We start from the raw sequence: 18,492 nt of genomic DNA, 5'->3' as shown, positions 1-18,492 counted from the left end.
GGCAAAAATATTTTACAAAATCTTTAACTCGTGTCAAAATGACATCTGCTATCATTTGGCGTATATTTTGCTATATTTGAACAAACAATAAAATCAAAACAAAATGATAGGATATTATATATTAATCGGGGTTATCGCTTTAGTGAGTTGGGCTGTTAGTGCCCGATTGAAAAGCAAGTTCGAGCAGTACTCAAAAGTAGGTTTACGCAACGGAATGAGTGGTGCCGAAATCGCAGAGAAAATGCTTGCCGATCATGGCATTCGTGACGTTCGAGTGATTTCAACACCAGGACGTTTAACAGATCATTACAATCCAGCCGATAAAACGGTGAACTTGAGCGAAGCCGTTTATAACGAACGAAATGCCGCTGCTGCAGCCGTTGCCGCTCACGAGGTGGGACACGCTGTTCAACACGCCACAGCTTATGAATGGTTAACGATGCGGTCTAAATTGGTTCCTGTAGTGAACGTTGCTTCAGGAATGTCGCAGTGGTTGATTATCGGGGGATTAATTTTGGGAGCTGCTGCTGGAGCCGGATTTGGCTACTATATTGCTATTGCAGGTTTGGGATTGATGGCTATAGCTACCACATTTAGTTTCATCACCTTGCCAGTTGAGTATGACGCCAGTAACCGAGCTTTGGCTTGGCTAAAAAATAAAAACATGCTGAGCCAGCAAGAATATGCAGGATCAGAAGACGCCTTGAAATGGGCTGCAAGAACCTATGTTGTAGCGGCAATTGGAGCATTGGCTTCTCTGCTATATTGGGCTTTGCAAGTTTTTGGAGGTTCAAGAGACTAATCTCAGAAGACAAAATAATTATAATCCGTTTCGAGAGAAGCGGATTTTTTTATGTATAATAAGGAGCGAATCTTTGGTAATTAGAGTAGATCCATGTTCCAGCTGGATGCCACTCGCTTTGCAACAGCTCTTACGGCAGTTGCAAGAGCTCAAACAATAGCACCATCAGGGCTAAAAGGAAACTTAAGGCTCCTTTATTTTCGCTTGGAACCACAATCAATAACCAATGGATAAAGATTCCAACGAATTGAAATCTCAACGAATTGAAATCCCAATGAATTGAAAATCCAACGGATTAAAATCCGTTGCTATAAAATGAGTCGTTCCTACGGAACTCGGCCGGGATTGACAGAGCCAGAGGCTCAGAACATATTGTAGCGCCAGATTTTAATCTGGTGCTCGACAATCTGAAATCGACAATCTGAAATCGACAATCTAAAATTTATAATTGAATTTGTCTTTCAATTTGTTGATCCAACGAAATGAATGTTTCTGTTCTCGAAACGCCTTCAATAGCCTGAATTTTAGTATTTAATAGCGTCATCAAATGTTCGTTATCACGGCAGATAATCTTGATCAGGATCGACCAGTTTCCGGTGGTATAATGGCATTCTAGAACTTCAGGTATTTTTTTTAGTTCCTTTACGGTTTCAAGATTTGTTGCCGCTTTTTCCAGATAGATGCCCACGAAAGCCATCGTGCTGTAGCCCAAAACCCTATTGTTGACCACAAACTTTGATCCCGAAATCACACCCGATTGTTCCAGTTTTCGTAAGCGTTGGTGGATTGCCGCTCCCGAAATTCCAATTTTATTAGCAATTTGGAGTATGGGTTTTCGGGCATCGTCCATGAGGTCGCGAAGTATCTCTTTGTCGATTCCGTCTATTTCTATTTGTAAGGAGTTTATTTTCATTTTGTTTTTATTGTAACCTAAAGGTTGTTTTTGGTTTAAATTGAAAAGTAAATATAAGGATTTATGATGGTAGAATTGCCACCAGATTAAAATCTGGTGTTAGAATATGTTCCGAGCCTCTGGCTCTGTCAATCCCGGCCGAGTTCCGTAGGAACGACTCATTTTATAGCAACGGATTTTAATCCGTTGTGATTCGTTGGTTATTGATTCTGATTCCAAGCGAATATAAAGGAGCCTATAGTTTTCATAATAGCCCTGATGGTTGTCACTATCCTTTTGTTCTGGGGTTCAGAACAAAAGATAGTGGCATCCAGCAGGAACATGGTTTTATTTTTAAGACTGTTGATTCGCTTCTAATTAAAACGACAAAAAAAATCCGCTTCTCTCGAAACGGATTCTTGTTATTTATGAGAACTTAAGATTTACGCCAACTTTGTCGGGGTTATAGCCCACATAAGGCATCTCGCGTTCGTAGAATTTTACTCCAAATTCTTCTAATTCTTTGAGGATTGGCAAGTAGACTTCCTTATGGAGTGGCAATTGCACACCTGGCGTTTTGATGTTTCCGTTGAGGATTTGCAAGGTTGCCATTGCTACTGGAAGTCCAACGGTTTTGGCCATTGCGGTATAGGTTTGGTCATCGCCAATGCACACCATCTTGGAGTCGATTTGTTTTTGTTCTCCGTTGAGTTCATAGCCAAATTTGTGGTACATGACAATCATGTCCTTGTCGTCCTTTTCTAGGGTCCAGCTATCGTTTAGGATTTTTTCTAGAATTTGTGCTGGAGTTGCATTTTTAAGTCCAACAATTTTGTTTTCGTTAAAGATGTCCAGTTCGACCAATTTGTCCCACATAATATCATCTTGTTCGATACCAAGGCTCAAACGGGTTTTCAATTCTATAGAGTCCGTTGGATGATAGGGCAAGAATAAATTAATGAAATCCCTGTAACTGATGGTTTCAGAATTGTCAATGAGGTAGGTGTCATCGGTCATACCAAGTTGTACAAACATGTTCCAGGCTCTGGAAAAACCAACACGGCGGATGGTTCCTCTGTATAAAGTTAGAATGTCGTTAAGGCCATAGATTTCGCGGTATTTTAATGAATCGCGATTGGCGTAACCTTCAAATTTCCCATAACCTTCTACTTCCAAGAATTCAGTCCTGCGGAACAATTTATGATACGGAATGTATTTATAAGTGCCTTCCTGGATGAATTTTGCGGCACCACCTTGACCAGCCAAAACTACGTTTCTTGGAGCCCAAGTAAATTTATAATTCCATAGGTTGTTGTCGGATTCTGGAGCAACTAAACCTCCACAGAACGATTCAAAAAGCAACATTTTTCCACCTTGTTCGCGAATTTCATCGATGATTTTCATGGCACTCATGTGGTCGATGCCCGGATCTAGCCCAATTTCGTTCATGAAAACCAAGTTGTTTTCCTTTGCAGCACCGTCTAATGATTGCATGGCTTCGCTAACATAGGAAGCGGTTACCATGTGCTTTTTGTATTTGATGCAGTCTTTTGCTACTTCAAAATGCAGGTGAGCCGGTAACATCGAGATAACAATGTCAGCTTTTTGGATTTGTGCTTGTCTTTGATTTTCATCAAAAATGTCAAATGCTATTGCAGTGGCATTTGGGTGATTGTCCGTTTTCTTTTCGGCTAATTCCAGCGATAAGTCTCCGATGGTGAGGTGTAGTTTTTCCTCTTCGGACTTGTTCAGAAGGTATTGGATTAATGAGGATGCTGATCGTCCTGCTCCAATGATTAGTATGTGTCTCATAGTTAGTTTGTGTCACACAAAAGTAGTGATTTGTTATATTTATAAAAAAGAAAAATGTTGTTAATCTTTTATATTTTTTTGAAATGGTGTTTCGTAACTTTATACAAAATTTATAAATGATGAACAAAAAGATAATTTCTACTGCTGCAATAATAGGTGCTATTGCTATAATTTTTGGTGCTTTTGGAGCACATGCATTAAAGAAAGTGTTGAATCTAGAGCAACTTGCAACTTTTGAAACTGGAGTAAAATATCAGATGTATCATGCCTTGTTTTTATTGCTTGTGGGCACGTCAGTTTTAGTTTCGGAAAAGGCAAAGAAGGTGATTTATTATTTGGTTGTTTTTGGTTTACTACTTTTTTCGGGTTCCATTTATCTTTTGGCTACAAATGACTTGACAAGTTTTGATTTCAAAGTTATCGGATTCGTAACACCTATTGGAGGATTCCTATTAATTGTGGCTTGGCTTTGGTTATTCTTCGATTTTTTCAACAAAAAATCATAATTTTTCAATTTACTACATCGTTGTAATTATTAATTTTTACTTTTGTACTCTGTTTAAAAACAACATAACAAAAAAATTATGGATAATAACGCTTTATTTACGAAATCGATTTCGTTAGAAGGTCTTGGGATCAAAAACACAAATGTACATTACCAACTGACTCCAGACGAGCTTCACGACATCACTATCCAATCTGGACAAGGGGTTGAGAATTCTACAGGGGCTTTGGCCATCAATACTGGTGAATTTACAGGAAGGTCTCCACAGGATAGATTTATAGTTAGAGACAGCATTACAGAAGATAAAGTTTGGTGGGGAAAAGTAAATATTCCGTTTTCATCAGAAAATTTTAATAAGCTTTACGATAAAGTAACCAATTACCTTTCTGCTAAGAACGAAATTTTTGTTAGAGATAGTTATGTATGTGCAGATGACAATTATAGACTAAACGTTAGGGTTATTACCGAAACGGCTTGGTCTAATTTGTTTTGCTACAATATGTTCTTGAGACCAGAAGCTTCGGAACTTGAAGGATTCACAGCCGATTGGCACGTGGTATGTGCTCCAGGTTTCATGGCTGATCCAGCTGTAGATGGAACACGTCAGCATAATTTTGCCATACTAGACTTTACTAGAAAAATTGCCTTGATTGGAGGAACGGGTTATACAGGTGAAATGAAAAAAGGTATTTTCTCTGCCTTGAATTTCATCCTTCCAGTTGATAAAAATACTTTGCCAATGCATTGCTCGGCTAATGTTGGAAATGATGGTGATACTGCAATCTTTTTCGGATTGTCAGGAACCGGAAAAACAACTTTGTCTGCAGATCCAAAAAGAAAACTGATTGGTGATGACGAACACGGATGGACAAGCGAAAATACTGTTTTCAATTTTGAAGGTGGATGTTATGCTAAAGTGGTGAACCTTACAGAAGAAAATGAACCGGATATCTTTAGAGCGATCAAAAAAGGTGCAATCCTTGAAAATGTGGTTTTTAAAGCGGGTACAAATGAAGTAGATTTTGAAGATACTTCAATCACTCCAAACACGAGAGTAAGTTACCCAATTTACCATATTGATAATATTCAAGAAGGTTCTATTGGGAAAAACCCAAAAAATATATTTTTCCTAACAGCTGATTCATTCGGAATTTTGCCTCCAATCTCTAAATTGACACCGGGACAGGCGGCTTACCATTTTATTTCAGGATATACTGCAAAAGTTGCTGGAACTGAAGCCGGGGTTACGGAACCACAGCCTAATTTTTCTGCTTGTTTTGGTGCACCATTCATGCCGTTGCATCCAACAAAATATGCTGAGATGTTGAGCAAGAAAATGAAAGATGCTGGTGTTACAGTCTGGCTAATCAACACGGGTTGGACAGGTGGTCCTTACGGAATTGGTAGCAGAATGAAATTGAAATACACACGTGAAATGATCACGGCTGCCTTAAACGGAGATTTAGATAATGTAGAATTTGTAAATCACAGTGTTTTCGGAATTGCAAAACCACAATCTTGTCCAAATGTTCCTAGTGAAGTTTTAAATCCTAGAAATACATGGGCTGATAAGGATTTATATGATGTAAAAGCGGTAGAACTAGGTCAGAAATTCAAAGAAAATTTTGCGAAGTTCGAAGAGTTTGCCAACGAAGAAATTTTGGCAGGTGGACCATTAGTATAAAAGAAACAAAAGTTAGTTTTAATTCCCAAATTTCCCAGCTATGAAAGTAGTTGGGTTTTTTTATTTGGTTGTACTGCAAAAAAAAAATCCCGTCTGGTTATAAGAAATGAGACGGGATTTATATTTGAATAGAGTTCTATTATTTGAAAGCTGCAATTCCGGTGATGTCCATTCCTGTAATCAACAAGTGAATATCGTGGGTTCCTTCATAGGTAATAACAGATTCTAAGTTCATCATGTGTCGCATGATCGAATATTCGCCCGTGATACCCATTCCGCCAAGAATTTGACGTGCTTCTCTGGCAATATTGATGGCCATATCCACATTGTTTCTTTTTGCCATAGAGATTTGAGCAGAAGTTGCTTTTCCTTCATTTCTCAAGACTCCTAATCTCCAAGTTAGCAATTGAGCTTTTGTGATTTCAGTAATCATTTCGGCTAATTTCTTTTGTTGCAATTGAGTTCCAGCAATTGGCTTGTCAAATTGAATTCTTTCTTTTGCATAACGCAAAGCGGTATCATAACAATCCATTGCAGCACCAATAGCACCCCAAGCGATTCCATAACGAGCAGAATCCAAGCATCCAAGTGGGGCTCCAAGACCTGACTTATTTGGTAATAAATTTTCCTTTGGAACTTTTACGTTATCAAAAATCAATTCACCTGTTGCAGATGCACGAAGTGACCATTTGTTATGTGTTTCTGGAGTCGTGAAGCCTTCCATTCCTCTTTCTACAACCAATCCGTGGATTCTTCCTGATTCGTCTTTTGCCCAAACTACAGCGATATCTGCGAAAGGAGCATTAGAAATCCACATTTTGGCACCATTCAATAAATAGTGATCGCCTTTGTCTTTGAAGTTGGTTGTCATTCCGCCAGGATTAGATCCGTGGTCAGGTTCGGTCAAGCCAAAACAGCCTATGAATTCTCCAGAAGCTAACTTTGGCAAATACTTCATTCTCTGTTCTTCGTTTCCGTATTTCCAAATTGGATACATCACCAAGGAAGATTGAACAGAAGCTGTCGAACGAACGCCCGAATCTCCTCTTTCGATTTCTTGCATGATCAATCCGTAAGAAATTTGGTCCAATCCTGCACCACCATATTCCTCAGGAATATAAGGTCCAAAAGCACCAATTTCTGCCAAACCATTAATGATTTGCTTAGGAAATTCTGCTTTTTGAGCATATTCTTCAATAATTGGCGATACTTCACGCTTTACCCATTCGCGGGCTGCGTCACGTACCATTTTATGTTCGTCTGATAATAATTCGTCTAAAAGATAATAATCTGGAGCTTGAAAAAGGTCTGGTCTCATGTTATGTTTTTTAAATCTTCGCAAAAATAACGAATCATTTCTAACAAATCAATAATTCAAAGTGATATTTTATAGGTAATATTCGGTTATTTTCTATTTTGGGCAATCCGTAAACGGCCAGGCTATCCGTTACAATATTTTTTGTTTTTGGCAGCAAAAAACAAAAAAGGATTTCCACTACTATCCCTATTGCGAAAACGGCTATACCATAACCTACATTTTCAAATAAAAATCCCTAGTCAAAGCGATATATTCTTCTGTATAAATATGTCGGGAAGTTTCAATAACCAATTCGTCAATAGGAAAATTGGCCGTTTCATTTCGGCTAAAAGCCAAAAGACTGCGTTTGATTTCGGTAGTTGGAGTTCCTTTCACGCGAGTGATTTTTATTGGAAATAAATCAACCTCTTTTGCCAAGGCAATAAATTTTTCTTCTTCTTTAAAAGGAATAATAACGGAGAAGATTCCGTTTTCTGAAAGTAATAAGCCTGCGGCTTCAATCAATTCTTCAAAAGGCATTGCATCAGCAAAACGAGCCAAATCTCTTTGTTCGTTATCAGATTTAAAATCTTCAGTATAGAAAGGAGGATTCGAAATAATTAAATCATATTCATCTTCTGGTTCTTCTACAAATTCATCCAAACCTGCGTGAAAACAAAATAATCGGTCGCTCCAAGGTGAGTTTTCAAAATTTTCTACCGCTTGTTCATAAGCTTCTTCATCAATTTCCAAAGCATCGATTTGTTCGGCAAAACTTCTTTGGGCAATCATCAAGGCAATGATTCCAGTTCCAGCTCCAATATCCAAAACGCTAAAAGCATTTTCAGGAATTGGCGACCAAGCTCCAAGCAAAACACCATCGGTTCCAACTTTCATTGCGCAACGGTCTTGTTCTATAGAAAATTGTTTGAATTGAAAAGACATAGAAATGATTTAATTTTTTGAATGCTGATTTCCGAGTATTAGGAACTGAACATTCCGACTGAATACTGAATACTTTTTACAAGTACATCTCAATTAATCCCTCAGGTAAATCCATCACCACTTTTTTATTCTCGCGATCAATCTTTACAAGAAAATGGTCAATCATTGGAACTAGTATTTCCACTTCGCCATTCAAAACTTCAAAAAGAGGTTGAGCTGTAGTGTCATTAACCGATTGAATTTTTCCGAAAACGCCCAAACGTTTGTCTTCGATTTCAAAACCGATTACCTCGTGGAAATAAAATTTGTTGCCGGAAAGTTTTGGCAACATTTTTAAAGGAAGGTAAATATGATTACCAAGTATGGCATCGGCTTCTTCCTCATTGTTCACATCTTCAAAACGAACTCTTAGAAAGTCATTCTTGTGAAGCGAACTGTTTTCAATAAAAAAAGGAACCAAGTGTTTGCCGCATTCGACAAACACTGATTCCAAGTTTTCGTATAACTCGGGTTCATCAGTATCTAGATAGATAAGGACTTCACCCTTGAAACTAAATTTTTTTGCGATTTTACCTAAATAGAAACAATCTTCTTTACGCATTATCGCATCAAAATTAAGCTTGAGTTTCTTCGTTGTTTTCTTCAGTAGCTGGAGCTTCTTCAGTAGCTTCAACTTCGGCAACAGCCTCGTCAGCAGCTTCTTCTTCAACTGGAGCATTTGCAGCGATAGCATCAGCTTCAGCTTTTGCAGCAGCAGCTAAACGTTTTGCATTTACTTCTTGTTCTGCTTTGAAAGCTTTTGCTTTAGCATCAGCCTGAGCTTTTGATAAACCATCTTTTTTAGCATCTACTTTTCCAGCTTTCTCGTCTAACCAAGAAGTTAATTTAGCATCAGCTTGTTCTTGTGTCAAAGCACCTTTGCGAACTCCGCCATCAAGGTGGTGTTTCAATAAAGCACCTTTGTAAGAAAGGATAGCTCTTGCAGTGTCAGTTGGCTGAGCACCATTGTGTAACCATTTTACAGCGCTATCAAGGTTCAAGTCGATAGTTGCAGGGTTAGTGTTTGGGTTGTAAGTACCAATTTTTTCTAGGTATTTACCATCTCTTTTTGAGCGAGCATCTGCCGCTACAACCCAGTAAAAAGGTTTTCCTTTTTTACCGTGTCTTTGTAATCTAATTTTTACAGACATAATCTAAGATTAAATTTTGAGGTACACGACCCCGATTAATTAAGGGTGCAAATATACATCTTTTTTTGATTCGTGCTATTTTACGCTTGATTTTTAATGCTTTATTGATTTTTAATATCACCTTGAGGCAGAAATTTGTTAATTATTAATTCATAATGCGAATTTGTCCAAATTTGTTTAGCATATTTCGTTTTAAAAACTATTTTTGTAATCAATTAATTAGAATACCCAATATCTAAAATTTATATTTTAAATGAAAAAATTTGTATCGCTTTTAATAATTTTAGCCGTATTTGCTTCGTGTGAAGAAGATGTTAGTTTCAATACTCCGGCTTTTCAGGCTAGAAAAGATAACTTTATGTGGAGAGCTCAGGACTATTCTGCAGTATATAATCCGTTAGACAGTACATTGGTTTTAACTGGTTATCAAGGCTTGGAAGAAGTTAGATTTCATGCTTATCCAGTGATAATTACAGGAACAGGAACATCATCTTTTTTCCAGAATGCAACTTTCGAATTAGGAAATGATGAAAACAGCGGAGCTTACCATTCTTTTATAGACAATGGAGCTACCTATGAATTTGAAACAGGAATTGCTGACGATCCAAATGGTGAGTTGGTGCTTCAAAATAATGATCCAGTTCAAAAGCCAGGAACCATTTCAGGATCGTTCAGGTTCGATGCTCCATATGTAGGGGAAATTCCTGGTGCACCAGAAAGGATTAATTTTCAAAATGGTGTGTTCTATGAAATACCAATTACTTTCGGAGTGAATCAATAGATAACAACGGGCCATTCTCAACAGAATGGCTTTTTTTTTACAAATTAGTTGAAAAAAAGAATATGCAATTTCCACCCATACCCGAAAATGAGTCTAGAAGATTAAAGGCTTTAAAAGAATATTCCATATTAGACACGCTTCCTGAAGAAGAGTATGACGACATTACCAAGCTTGCTTCAAAGATTTGTGAAACGTCGATTTCAACCATCAGTTTAATAGACGAAAAGAGACAATGGTTTAAGTCAAAAGTAGGTTTGAATGTAGGGCAAACGAGCAGGAATGATTCGTTTTGTGCTCATGCAATTATTGAACCTAATGAGATTTTCACGGTAAAAGATTCACGACTCGATTCCAGGTTTTCGGACAATCCATTAGTTGTTGGAGAACCACATGTTATTTTTTACACAGGAGTTCCGCTGGTGAGTCCTGAGGGATTACCGCTTGGAACATTGTGTGTCATCGACGATAAGCCAAAGGAACTCAACGACGAACAGTTGATCGCTTTAAAAGCACTTTCTAACCAAGTTGTAAGTTTATTTGAATTAAGAAAGAGTAAGATGCTGCTCGAGAAATTCTCAAAAGATCTCGAAACTAGAAACGTAGAGTTAGAGAAATTTGCACACGTAGCAGCACATGATATCAAATCGCCACTGAATAATATTTCGAGCTTGACAGAGATTTTAATTTCCCAATATGCCGATAATTTAGATGACGAGGCAAAAATGTTGATGGAAATGCTCGACACTTCCTCGAAATCACTTCGTAATTTGGTTGACGGAATTTTAGAGCATAGTAAGAGTGATGCTGTTTTGGTAGAGGCCAGAAGTGTTTTTGATGTCAAAAAATTGGTACAGGAAACTATTCAAATGTTGGACAACAAAAATGAGTATGAATTTGTTCTTGTTTTTGAAAGTCAAACCGTTTTTACCAATCGCGTGGCACTTCAGCAGGTTTTGATTAACTTGATTGCCAATAGTATAAAATATAATGATAAGCCTAAAATTTCAATTGAGATTGTATTTAGTGAGACCGAGAATTTTTATGAATTTTCTGTAATCGATAATGGATCAGGAATCAAGCAGGAAAATCTGGAAAAGATTTTTATTATTTTTGAAGTTCTGACTTCCGAGGACCGATTTGGAAACAAAGGGAACGGAATCGGACTTTCTACTGTGAAAAAAATAGTGGATGGGCTTGGAGGAAAAATAAGAGTTACGTCTGAAGTGGGACGTGGGACAAAATTTGATTTTACCATCAGCAAGTTTGATTTTATCTAAATTTAAAGTTAATTTTCTAAAACGGCTTTAGAAATAATCTAATATATAGTGTTTTACAAATTAAATAAACTACATTTGTTGGAATTATAATAAATAGTACATATGAATATTTTTGTTGGAAGCCTTCCATTTAGTATTGAGGAAGCAGATTTAAGAGAGTCTTTCGAGGCTTATGGTGCAGTAGATTCTGTAAAAATTATTACAGACAAATTTACTGGAAGAAGTAAAGGATTTGGTTTTGTTGAGATGCCAAACGATGATGAAGCACAAAAAGCGATTGACGAATTGAACGGAGCTACTGTTCAAGGACGTGCAATTGTAGTAAATAAATCAGAGCCAAAACCAGAAGGAGAAAGAAGAAGCTTCGGTGGAAACCGTGGTGGTGATTCTCGTGGAGGTTTCAGAGGTGGAAACGACCGTAATAGCGGTGGTGGATACGGAGGAAACAGCCGTGGTGGAGACAACCGTGGAGGTGGAAACAGAGGAGGTTACTAATAACTTCTTTTTCGGATTCTATCCAATAATGGGATGATGTACTGTTAGCGATTAACTTTATTTTTTTACCTATACAAAACCATTCGTCAACTTGGCGAATGGTTTTTTGTTTTGTTGATAAGTATAATTGATACAAAAAATATTTAAACGTAATTTTGTGTAATCCCTATTCTGGAATTTGGGATTTTAATTTTTTCTGGAATTTTTCAGCCTATGTATTTAATATTCGATACCGAAACCACCGGATTACCAAAACGTTGGGATGCACCCATTACTGATGTCAACAACTGGCCTCGATGCATCCAGATTGCTTGGCAGTTGCACGACGAAATGGGAAAACTCATCGAGCATCAGGATTATTTGGTAAAGCCTGAAGGTTTTAATATTCCGTATGATGCCGAAAGAATACACGGTATTTCGACCGAATTGGCTCAAGCCGAGGGAATTTCGCTTGACGAGGTATTAGAAAAATTCAACATAGCCTTATCAAAAGCAAAATTTATAGTAGGTCAAAATTTAGGCTTTGATGTCAATATTATGGGATGTGAATTCCACCGAATGGGTGTAAATTCCCCTATGAGTTCTATGCCAGTTCTCGATACCTGTACCGAAGTTACAGCTTCACTTTTAAAACTTCCAGGAGGTAGAGGTGGAAAATTTAAACTTCCAACTTTGACGGAATTACACGAATATCTATTCAATCAACCCTTTGCAGAAGCTCATAATGCTACTGCCGATGTTGAGGCAACAACCAGATGTTTCCTAGAATTAATTCGTCGAGAAGTTTTTACAAAAGAAGAACTTGATGTTCCTGCAGGTTATTTTCAAGATTTCAAAAACTACAATACTGGAGAAGTCCAGCTTATAGGATTAAAACATATTAATCTCAAAAAAGCCTCGGATGAAATCAGAGCTCGTCTTCAAAAAATCCAAAAGGAAGATCAGCAGACAATCATTTCTGATGAAGTAAAAGGCGATTTAAAAAGTGCCACTTTTGCACATTTGCATAATCATACCCAGTTTTCGGTTTTGCAATCCACCATCGCCATCAATGATTTGGTTAAGGCTACAGCCAAATTCAAAATGCCAGCCGTTGCCATGACCGATACGGGAAACATGATGGGAGCTTTCCATTTTGTGAGTGCTGTCATGAATCACAACAAAGCCATTTCGGCAAAAAATAAAGCTTTAGTTGAAAGCGGAGAAGAAGTAACGGAAACTGAAATCATCCCGATTGTAGGTTGCGAATTCAATATCTGTGACAACCATAAAGACAAAACCAAAAAAGATAACGGATACCAGGTTGTTTTATTGGCAAAAAATAAAAAAGGCTACCACAATTTGGCCAAAATGTCGTCTATCGCTTTTACAGACGGATTTTATTATGTACCACGAATTGACAAGACTGTCATCGAGCAATATAAAGAAGACTTAATTGTCCTGTCGGGAAATTTATATGGAGAAATTCCAAGCAAGATTTTAAATGTTGGGGAACATCAGGCTGAAGAAGCTTTGATTTGGTGGAAAGAACAATTCGGGAATGATTTTTATCTCGAATTGATGCGTCATAAACAGGAAGACGAAAATCGTGTAAATCAAACTTTGATCGCTTTCGCAAAAAAGCATCATGTCAAGCTCATTGCAACAAACAATACCTATTACGTCAATAAAGAAGATGCCAATGCACATGATATTTTGTTGTGTGTTAAAGATGGTGAAAAGCAAACCACGCCAATTGGCCGAGGTCGAGGCTATCGTTATGGAATGCCAAATCAGGAATATTATTTCAAGTCGGGCGAGGAAATGAAGCAAATTTTTGCTGATTTGCCCGAAGCTATCATTAATATTCAAGAAGTGATTGACAAGGTTGAAGCTTATTCCTTATATCGCGATGTTTTACTTCCAAAATTTGATATTCCAGAGGAATTTTTCGTTGCTGAGGATGAGGCTGATGGTGGAGTTCGTGGAGAAAACAACTATTTGCGACACCTTACAATGGTGGGTGCTAAAAAAAGATACGGTGAAATCACACCCGATATTCAAGAGCGTCTTGATTTTGAATTGTTAACAATTTCAAACTCCGGATATCCAGGTTATTTCTTGATTGTGCAGGATTTCATTGCTAAAGCAAGAGAAATGGATGTTTCGGTTGGGCCAGGTCGTGGTTCTGCAGCGGGTTCGGCGGTTGCTTATTGTTTAGGAATTACCAATATCGATCCGATTAAATATGATCTGCTTTTTGAGCGTTTCCTAAATCCCGATCGTGTGTCGATGCCCGATATTGATATTGATTTTGATGATGAAGGTCGAGGTCGAGTTATGGATTATGTGATCAATAAATATGGTTCCAATCAGGTTGCTCAAATTATCACTTATGGTAAAATGGCAACAAAATCGGCTATTCGTGATACCGCTCGTGTATTGGATTTGCCACTTTTTGAAGCCGATAGAATTGCAAAACTAATTCCAGGGATGATGCCTTCCAAGTGGAATTTGGCCCGTTTTTTATCTGAAGATGAAAGCGAAGTTAAAAAAGCATTACGTTCGGAAGAATTTGATCGTGTCAAGGAATTGATTGCAATTGCTGGAGTAGATGATTTAGCAGGAGAAACCATTCAGCAGGCGAAAATATTGGAGGGTTCGATGCGAAATACTGGAATTCACGCTTGTGGGGTTATCATTACTCCAAGCGATATTACGAATTTCGTTCCCGTTACTACAGCTAAAGATTCAGAATTATATGTAACCCAATTTGATAACTCGGTTGCCGAAAGTGCCGGATTACTAAAGATGGATTTCTTGGGTTTGAAGACCCTAACCTTGATAAAAGATACGGTTAAATTGGTAAAATACCGTCTCGGAATAGACTTAGACCCAGACAATTTTCCAATTGACGACAAGGAAACTTATGAGCTATTCCAAAGGGGTGAAACGGTTGGAGTTTTCCAGTATGAGTCGCCCGGAATGCAAAAATACATGAAGGATTTGAAGCCTACGGTTTTTGCCGATCTAATTGCCATGAATGCCTTATATCGTCCAGGACCTTTGGAGTATATCCCTTCCTTCGTTCGAAGAAAGAATGGAGAAGAAGAAATAAAATACGATTTAGAAGCCTGTGAAGAATATCTGGCTGAAACCTACGGAATTACGGTTTATCAAGAGCAGGTAATGCTTTTGTCGCAAAAATTGGCGGGATTCTCAAAAGGTGATGCCGACGTTTTGCGTAAGGCAATGGGTAAAAAACAGATTGAAGTCCTCAATAAAATGAAGCCTCAATTCGTTAATCAAGCCGCTGAAAAAGGACATGATCCAGTTATTTTAGAAAAGATATGGAAAGACTGGGAAGCATTTGCGAGTTATGCGTTTAACAAGTCGCATTCTACTTGCTATGCATGGATTGCTTACCAAACGGCTTATCTAAAAGCCCATTATCCTGCAGAATATATGGCAGCTGTTCTTTCGAATAACATGAACGATATCAAGCAGGTTTCGTTTTTTATGGAAGAATGCAAACGTATGGGCTTGCAGGTTTTAGGTCCAGATGTCAACGAGTCCTACTATAAATTTACGGTAAACGAAAATTATGCTGTCCGTTTTGGAATTGGTGCTGTAAAAGGTGTCGGAATGGGAGCCGTTCAAACGATTGTAGAGAACAGAAAAGACGGAAAATATAAATCAATTTTCGATTTGGCAAAGAGAATCGATTTGAGAGCCGCTAATAAAAAAGCATTTGAAAATCTTGCATTAGCAGGTGGTTTTGATTGTTTTACAGACACACACCGGGCACAATATTTCCATCATGATGGCGACAATATTACATTTTTAGAAAAAGCCATCCGCTATGGAGCAAAATTTCAAGAGAATGAAAATTCATCTCAAGTAAGTTTATTTGGTGATGCTTCGGAAGTACAAATTGCCGAACCGCAAATTCCGCCTTGTGAAGATTGGAGTACGATGGAAAAATTGGCCAAGGAAAAAGAAGTGGTCGGGATTTATATTTCGGGGCATCCGCTTGACGATTTTAAATTCGAAATGAAATATTTCTGCAATGCAAAATTGGAGTACCTCAAAAGTCTCGAACGATTTGTGGGGCGAAATCTAACTGTTGCAGGAATTGTAACCAATGTACAAAGGCGAACTGCCAAAAACGGAAAAGATTGGGCAATTTTCACTTTAGAAGGCTATGACGAAAGTTACGAATTCAAAATTTTTGGCGAAGAATACTTGAAATTCCATTATTTCTTGATCGCCAATAATTTTGTCTACTTCAAAATCAATGTCAAAGAAGGTTGGACAAATAATGAAACTGGCAAAAAAAGTGAGCCTAGAATGCAGTTTCTCGAAGCTAAACAACTTCAGGATATTCTTACTTCATTTGCCAAAAAAATAATAATCGACATCGATATTAAGAAACTCGAAACCGATTTAATTTCGAATCTAAATGCGATTTTCAATCAACACAAAGGCGATCATCAGGTAACTTTTGAAGTTGTAGAAAAAGATAAGGTACAGCGAATCATTCAGTCAGAACCAGTTGTGGTTGATAGTGAAGAAGTTTCGGGAGACGAAGAAAATCTGGAACCAGTGCAAGAATCAGTTCCAACAGTAATCGAAGAGGAGCGGATCTTAACCCGATTGACAATGCCAAGCCGAAAATTGAAAATTAAAATTTCTAACGAATTGTTGCAAGAACTCGAAAAACTTCAAGTAGATTTCAAACTAAATTAGTATCAATTATGTCAATCACTTGATAATCAAAACTGATTTGCATTTAACAAAACATTAAAGATAAAAACAGTAATTTTGTACAATAAATTAAACTAATAAATAAAAATATGGCATTAGCAATAACAGATGCTACTTTTGACGAAGTAGTATTGAAATCAGAAAAACCAGTAGTAGTAGATTTTTGGGCAGCTTGGTGTGGACCATGTAGAATGGTTGGACCAGTTATCGACGAAATCGCAACTGAATATGAAGGAAAAGCAACAGTTGGTAAAGTTGACGTTGATGCAAACCAAGAATTTGCAGCAAAATATGGCGTTAGAAACATTCCAACAGTATTGGTTTTCCAAAACGGAGAAGTAGTAGGACGTCAAGTTGGTGTAGCTCCTAAAAAAGCTTATACAGATGCTATCGACGCTTTGTTGTCATAATCACAAAGCACTCAATATAAAGAAGGTTTGGCGAGAGTCAAGCCTTTTTTATTTGGAGCAAAACACTCGGGCTATAAAGGAATCCATGTTCCTGCCATCCTTCCAAATCTTTTATTTTTTTAAAGAAAAAAAATAAAAGGATTTTCCCCCCTGTCAGGGCTAAATGGCCAATTATAAATTCCAAAACCAAACCTAAAACCCAAATTCCAACCTCAAATTTCTAAATCTTTAAATCCTTCAATCTTTAAATTCTTATCTTTGAAGTATGAACATCGAATCACAAATACAAAAGATATCCAGCTTTCAGCACCTCGAGCTGTTAGCCAATCAAGTCGTAGAAGGCTTCATCTCCGGAATGCACAAATCGCCATTCCATGGATTCTCAGCAGAATTTGCCGAACATAAAGTTTATAATTCTGGCGAAAGTACCAAACACATCGATTGGAAACTCTTCGCCAAAACCGACCGTTTATACACAAAACGCTACGAAGAAGAAACCAACCTCCGCTGTCATCTGATTATCGATAATTCATCTTCGATGCATTATCCAAAACTAAAGAGCGACGAACCTTTCTATCAAAATAAAATTGGTTTCTCAGTTTTGGCTTCTGCCGTATTGATGAATCTGCTCAAAAAACAAAGAGATGCGGTAGGACTAAGTGTTTATTCGGATAAATACGAATATTATGCTCCCGAAAAAGGAAGCGACCGTCATCATAGAATGTTGCTCAACAAGCTAGAAAACCTGATAGACAATAAAATAGAAACAAAAAACACGGACACGATCACGTTTCTGCATCAAATTGCTGAGAAGATGCACCGCCGTTCGATGATAATTCTTTTTACAGACATGTTTCAATCAGGCAATGAGGAAGCACTTTTTAATGCATTACAGCACTTAAAACATAATAAGCATAAAGTTGTGCTCTTTCATGTGATTGACAGCAAAACGGAGCTTAATTTCGATTTTGATAATGCTCCACGAAAATTTATCGACATCGAAACAGGTGATGAGGTCAATATTTTTGCCGACAACGTAAAAGTAGAATATGAAAAACAAGTAGAAAGCTATTTCAAAAAATTGGCCTTGACTTGTGCACAAAACAAAATCAGGTATGTCCCGGTAAATGTTGGAGAAAATTTCGAAAAAATTTTAACCACATATTTAGTTGAAAAACAATCGTTTGGATAAAAACGTGAAAAAAAGTTTAATTTTTTTTGCAGAAACACTTGCAGAAGTCAAATTCTGTAGTATCTTTGCAACCGCAATAAAGCAGAGGTTTGGTAGTTCAGTTGGTTAGAATACATGCCTGTCACGCATGGGGTCGCGGGTTCGAGTCCCGTCCAGACCGCTAAATTGAGTAAGAAGGTTTTCAGAAATGAAAACCTTTTTTGCCCAATAAAGGTATCTAAAGCTAGTTGTGTTGTTTTGCTCAGAAATGGGCAGGTTTAGTAGTTAGACCAATGAAAAGCTTTCCACTTTTGTGGATGGCTTTTTTGATTTAGACACAATCACATTTTCTTATTGCTTTTAGATCAAAATTCTTCATTTAAAGATATTTTCCTCGCAAATACTATAAAGTCTGGGATTTCTTAAAAAAGGCTAATTAAAGTCTTTAAATTTATCTTAAAAGAGATTTTGTCAAACTTCGTTTA

The 18,492-nt window shown here is 37.5% G+C and carries 15 protein-coding genes and 1 tRNA gene; 10 read left to right on the top strand and 6 right to left on the bottom strand.

Annotated elements, in window-relative coordinates; genetic code table 11:
- Positions 1-103: 103 nt before the first annotated feature.
- Positions 104-802, top strand: coding sequence for a zinc metallopeptidase (locus G508_RS0100300; RefSeq protein ID WP_026703446.1), 699 nt, complete (start codon positions 104-106; stop codon positions 800-802).
- Between the two features lie 442 nt (positions 803-1,244).
- On the opposite strand, the gene G508_RS0100290 is transcribed toward G508_RS0100300, so the two are convergent.
- Both G508_RS0100290 and G508_RS0100280 read right to left on the bottom strand, forming a co-directional pair.
- Positions 1,245-1,715 carry an Lrp/AsnC family transcriptional regulator gene (locus tag G508_RS0100290; protein WP_026703445.1) on the bottom strand — a complete coding sequence of 157 codons (471 nt, stop codon included), beginning with the start codon at positions 1,713-1,715 and terminating at the stop codon, positions 1,245-1,247.
- Between the two features lie 405 nt (positions 1,716-2,120).
- The gene (locus tag G508_RS0100280) at positions 2,121-3,506 is read right to left on the bottom strand and encodes a saccharopine dehydrogenase family protein (RefSeq protein ID WP_026703443.1); all 1,386 of its coding nucleotides are present in this window, start codon (positions 3,504-3,506) and stop codon (positions 2,121-2,123) included.
- Positions 3,507-3,625: 119 nt separating this feature from the next.
- Here G508_RS0100280 and G508_RS0100275 point away from each other — a divergent pair, with 119 nt between their 5' ends.
- Positions 3,626-4,012, top strand: coding sequence for a DUF423 domain-containing protein (locus G508_RS0100275; RefSeq protein ID WP_026703442.1), 387 nt, complete (start codon positions 3,626-3,628; stop codon positions 4,010-4,012).
- 78 nt (positions 4,013-4,090) lie between these two features.
- Positions 4,091-5,695, top strand: a complete 1,605-nt coding sequence (pckA, locus tag G508_RS0100270) for a phosphoenolpyruvate carboxykinase (ATP) (RefSeq protein WP_026703441.1) — start codon at positions 4,091-4,093, stop codon at positions 5,693-5,695.
- 139 nt (positions 5,696-5,834) lie between these two features.
- On the opposite strand, the gene G508_RS0100265 is transcribed toward pckA, so the two are convergent.
- The 4 genes from G508_RS0100265 to G508_RS0100250 all read right to left on the bottom strand — a co-directional run bounded on the left by G508_RS0100265 (position 5,835) and on the right by G508_RS0100250 (position 9,127).
- Positions 5,835-7,013, bottom strand: a complete 1,179-nt coding sequence (locus tag G508_RS0100265; RefSeq protein WP_026703440.1) for an acyl-CoA dehydrogenase family protein — start codon at positions 7,011-7,013, stop codon at positions 5,835-5,837.
- A 213-nt stretch (positions 7,014-7,226) separates the two neighbouring features.
- The gene (locus G508_RS0100260) at positions 7,227-7,937 is read right to left on the bottom strand and encodes a tRNA1(Val) (adenine(37)-N6)-methyltransferase (RefSeq protein ID WP_035693783.1); all 711 of its coding nucleotides are present in this window, start codon (positions 7,935-7,937) and stop codon (positions 7,227-7,229) included.
- Between the two features lie 76 nt (positions 7,938-8,013).
- Positions 8,014-8,538, bottom strand: a complete 525-nt coding sequence (rimM, locus tag G508_RS0100255; RefSeq protein WP_026703438.1) for a ribosome maturation factor RimM — start codon at positions 8,536-8,538, stop codon at positions 8,014-8,016.
- Between the two features lie 13 nt (positions 8,539-8,551).
- Positions 8,552-9,127, bottom strand: coding sequence for a 30S ribosomal protein S16 (locus tag G508_RS0100250; RefSeq protein ID WP_026703437.1), 576 nt, complete (start codon positions 9,125-9,127; stop codon positions 8,552-8,554).
- A 253-nt stretch (positions 9,128-9,380) separates the two neighbouring features.
- On the opposite strand from G508_RS0100250, the gene G508_RS0100245 reads away from it, so the two are divergent.
- The 7 genes from G508_RS0100245 (at position 9,381) to G508_RS0100205 (ending at position 18,188) form a co-directional block, all read left to right on the top strand.
- Positions 9,381-9,908 (top strand): DUF6252 family protein, encoded by a 528-nt coding sequence (locus tag G508_RS0100245; protein WP_026703436.1) that lies wholly within the window; start codon positions 9,381-9,383, stop codon positions 9,906-9,908.
- 62 nt (positions 9,909-9,970) lie between these two features.
- Positions 9,971-11,185, top strand: coding sequence for a sensor histidine kinase (locus tag G508_RS0100240; RefSeq protein WP_026703435.1), 1,215 nt, complete (start codon positions 9,971-9,973; stop codon positions 11,183-11,185).
- 102 nt (positions 11,186-11,287) lie between these two features.
- A complete protein-coding gene (locus G508_RS0100235) occupies positions 11,288-11,680 on the top strand; it encodes an RNA recognition motif domain-containing protein (protein ID WP_026703434.1) in 393 nt (130 codons plus the stop codon).
- Between the two features lie 213 nt (positions 11,681-11,893).
- Entirely contained in the window at positions 11,894-16,408 is a 4,515-nt protein-coding gene (dnaE, locus tag G508_RS0100230; protein WP_026703433.1) for a DNA polymerase III subunit alpha, read from the top strand.
- Positions 16,409-16,515: 107 nt separating this feature from the next.
- Positions 16,516-16,836 (top strand): thioredoxin, encoded by a 321-nt coding sequence (gene trxA / locus G508_RS0100225; RefSeq protein ID WP_026703432.1) that lies wholly within the window; start codon positions 16,516-16,518, stop codon positions 16,834-16,836.
- A 265-nt stretch (positions 16,837-17,101) separates the two neighbouring features.
- Positions 17,102-18,028: a DUF58 domain-containing protein gene (locus tag G508_RS0100215; protein WP_026703431.1), complete on the top strand. Its 927-nt coding sequence runs from the start codon at positions 17,102-17,104 to the stop codon at positions 18,026-18,028.
- Between the two features lie 86 nt (positions 18,029-18,114).
- Positions 18,115-18,188, top strand: a tRNA-Asp gene (locus tag G508_RS0100205).
- Positions 18,189-18,492: the final 304 nt, after the last annotated feature.

This window comes from Flavobacterium soli DSM 19725 (assembly GCF_000422705.1).
GTDB classification, from domain to species: Bacteria; Bacteroidota; Bacteroidia; order Flavobacteriales; family Flavobacteriaceae; genus Flavobacterium; species Flavobacterium soli.
This window is presented reverse-complemented; position numbering and strand designations above follow the sequence as displayed.

What these genes read in the sequence shown, in the direction of transcription:
- trxA (WP_026703432.1), top strand. Translation starts at nt 16,516, where the DNA reads ATGGCATTAGCAATAACAGATGCTACTTTTGACGAAGTAGTATTGAAA.
- dnaE (WP_026703433.1), top strand. Translation starts at nt 11,894, where the DNA reads ATGTATTTAATATTCGATACCGAAACCACCGGATTACCAAAACGTTGG.
- G508_RS0100280 (WP_026703443.1), bottom strand. Translation starts at nt 3,506, where the DNA reads ATGAGACACATACTAATCATTGGAGCAGGACGATCAGCATCCTCATTA.
- G508_RS0100240 (WP_026703435.1), top strand. Translation starts at nt 9,971, where the DNA reads ATGCAATTTCCACCCATACCCGAAAATGAGTCTAGAAGATTAAAGGCT.
- G508_RS0100245 (WP_026703436.1), top strand. Translation starts at nt 9,381, where the DNA reads ATGAAAAAATTTGTATCGCTTTTAATAATTTTAGCCGTATTTGCTTCG.
- pckA (WP_026703441.1), top strand. Translation starts at nt 4,091, where the DNA reads ATGGATAATAACGCTTTATTTACGAAATCGATTTCGTTAGAAGGTCTT.
- rimM (WP_026703438.1), bottom strand. Translation starts at nt 8,538, where the DNA reads ATGCGTAAAGAAGATTGTTTCTATTTAGGTAAAATCGCAAAAAAATTT.
- G508_RS0100250 (WP_026703437.1), bottom strand. Translation starts at nt 9,127, where the DNA reads ATGTCTGTAAAAATTAGATTACAAAGACACGGTAAAAAAGGAAAACCT.
- G508_RS0100275 (WP_026703442.1), top strand. Translation starts at nt 3,626, where the DNA reads ATGAACAAAAAGATAATTTCTACTGCTGCAATAATAGGTGCTATTGCT.
- G508_RS0100300 (WP_026703446.1), top strand. Translation starts at nt 104, where the DNA reads ATGATAGGATATTATATATTAATCGGGGTTATCGCTTTAGTGAGTTGG.
- G508_RS0100290 (WP_026703445.1), bottom strand. Translation starts at nt 1,715, where the DNA reads ATGAAAATAAACTCCTTACAAATAGAAATAGACGGAATCGACAAAGAG.
- G508_RS0100215 (WP_026703431.1), top strand. Translation starts at nt 17,102, where the DNA reads ATGAACATCGAATCACAAATACAAAAGATATCCAGCTTTCAGCACCTC.
- G508_RS0100260 (WP_035693783.1), bottom strand. Translation starts at nt 7,937, where the DNA reads ATGTCTTTTCAATTCAAACAATTTTCTATAGAACAAGACCGTTGCGCA.
- G508_RS0100265 (WP_026703440.1), bottom strand. Translation starts at nt 7,013, where the DNA reads ATGAGACCAGACCTTTTTCAAGCTCCAGATTATTATCTTTTAGACGAA.
- G508_RS0100235 (WP_026703434.1), top strand. Translation starts at nt 11,288, where the DNA reads ATGAATATTTTTGTTGGAAGCCTTCCATTTAGTATTGAGGAAGCAGAT.